The organism is Chryseobacterium sp. 2TAF14, from assembly GCF_052115105.1.
Taxonomy (GTDB): Bacteria; Bacteroidota; Bacteroidia; order Flavobacteriales; family Weeksellaceae; genus Chryseobacterium.
Genome location: NZ_JBFRGA010000297.1, coordinates 1 through 2,086, shown reverse-complemented (window position 1 = coordinate 2,086; position 2,086 = coordinate 1). Strand labels below are relative to the sequence as shown.

Below are 2,086 nucleotides of genomic sequence, written 5' to 3'. Positions count from 1 at the left end.
GTTGATGAAGAGCATGATTCTGGGTATAAACCGAGAGAAGTTTCTCCGTTTTTCAATGCAAAAGATGCCGCTTTAGTTTTGGCTAATTTTTATGGTGCGAATGTGATTTTGGGTTCGGCCACGCCTTCTGTTGAAAGCTATTATTTAGCCCGAAAAGAAAAGATGAAATATGTTTTTCTGAATGAAAGATTCGGAAATGTAAAGCTTCCTGAATTTGAATTGATTAATTTTAAAGAAGCACAGGATTCGAAAAAAGTTTCAGGTAATTTTTCGTTGAAATTAATTGATGAAATTAAAAAGACTTTAGAAGAAAAAAATCAGACGATGATTCTTCATAATCGTCGTGGTTACGCCAGTGTTTTGGAATGCGAATCTTGCGGATATGTGAATTACTGCTCAAATTGCGATGTTGTAATGACGTATCATAAAGCTGCAAACGAAATGAAATGCCATTATTGTGGACAACGAGCATCGAAGCCGAAAACCTGCCCAAAATGTTATTCTGAAAACCTTAACGAAAGGGGAGTAGGCGTTGAACAGATTCATGAAGAAATTTCTAAAATTTTTCCGGACAATGAAGTCGACAGAATGGATGTTGATTCGATGCGAAAGAAATTTGCCTACGAAAAATTATACGAAAAAATTGAGGACGGAGAAACCGATATTGTTGTTGGAACTCAGATGATTTCCAAAGGTCTGGATTTTGATCATATCGAATTGGTTGCCATTCCGAAAGCCGATTCTATGCTGTATGTGCAGGATTTCAGAGCCGAAGAAAGAGCGTATCAACTGATTACACAGGTTTCCGGAAGAGCGGGAAGAGTTTCTGGGAACGGACGAATTTTAATTCAGACTTTTAATCCGGATCATTCTGTTTTCCAATTGATTAAAATGAATAATGTTTCTAAAATTTATAAATATTTCCTCACCGAACGTCAGAAATTTCATTATCCGCCTTTCACAAAATTAATTATGATCGAGCTGAAGCACAGAAGAGATGAAAAAGTGAACCGTGCTTCACAGTTTTTAGGGTCGGTTTTAAGGAAATATCTTCCTGAAGATTGTATTTTAGGTCCAGAAAGAGCCCAGATTGCAAGATTGAATAATCTGTATCAGTTTCAGATTTTGCTTAAGCTTCCGCGTGGCAAAAACTATGAAAAATTCAAGAGTTTAGTTTTGCTGAGTTTAAAAGAATTTGACGAAATCACTGCTTATCAAAGTATTAAAAAAGATGTTTTTGTGGATTTTTAACAAATTTTAACAAATTTTATAGCCTTTTAGTATAGTCTACTGAACTACCATACCATAATAATTTCTACTTTTGAACGTTGACTATATGTTTGGATTGTTGTGATTTGATTTAACTTATCAATTCTTATACCATCCAAAATATGTACAAAAGTAAAAYTAGATGGTAAATTTCAGAAAATATATTTCAGGTGTAACGGTTCTTACTGCTGGTTTCTTACTTGCTCAATCGACCGTTTCTACAGTTCTTTACTCTCAAAATTACGACAATAAAACAAGCTTAAATCTTCCATCGCCGGTTGCTGCCGTGGAAAAAGCTATTTTGTCGCCGAAAGAACTTGTAGACATTAATGTAAACACGATGATGACCGATCCCGTGCTGAAAAATGCAACTTGGGGATTTGTAGTCTACGACCCGAAAACGAAGAAGGTAATTTCTTCGTACAACGAAAACACTCCGCTTGTACCTGCCTCTACAACCAAACTGTTGACCACCGAAACTGCAATGAGCATGTTGGGTGAAAATTACCGTTGGATGACGCAGCTGGAATACTCGGGAGAAATTGATGAGAACGGAACTTTAAACGGAAATCTTTACATTGTAGGAAGCGGTGATCCAAGTCTGGGAACCAATAAAGCGGGAGCCTGGTCTTACAGAGATATTGTTTCAGATTTTGCAGGCGGAATGTCTCGTGAAGGTATTAAAAAGGTAAATGGTGATATTATTATTCAGACAGCGCTTTTCAAAGGTAACATTTCGTCGCTTCCGGAAAATGTTGTTTGGCTAGAAAATAATAACTACTATCTTCCTGTAGGTACTACTACAGGAAGATAGTAG

2 protein-coding genes are annotated in these 2,086 nt (G+C 36.5%); both read left to right on the top strand.

Going from position 1 to position 2,086, the window contains the following annotated elements:
- Positions 1–1,251, top strand: a 1,251-nt coding sequence (priA, locus tag AB4Y90_RS17690; protein ID WP_441558881.1) for a replication restart helicase PriA, incomplete at its 5' end; no start/stop codon positions are given.
- A gap of 160 nt (positions 1,252–1,411) precedes the next feature.
- A complete protein-coding gene (locus AB4Y90_RS17685) occupies positions 1,412–2,083 on the top strand; it encodes a D-alanyl-D-alanine carboxypeptidase (protein ID WP_441558880.1) in 672 nt (223 codons plus the stop codon).
- Positions 2,084–2,086: the final 3 nt, after the last annotated feature.

Bases quoted from the DNA above. Each gene is read 5' to 3' on its own strand.
- AB4Y90_RS17685 (WP_441558880.1), top strand. From the start codon at position 1,412: ATGGTAAATTTCAGAAAATATATTTCAGGTGTAACGGTTCTTACTGCT.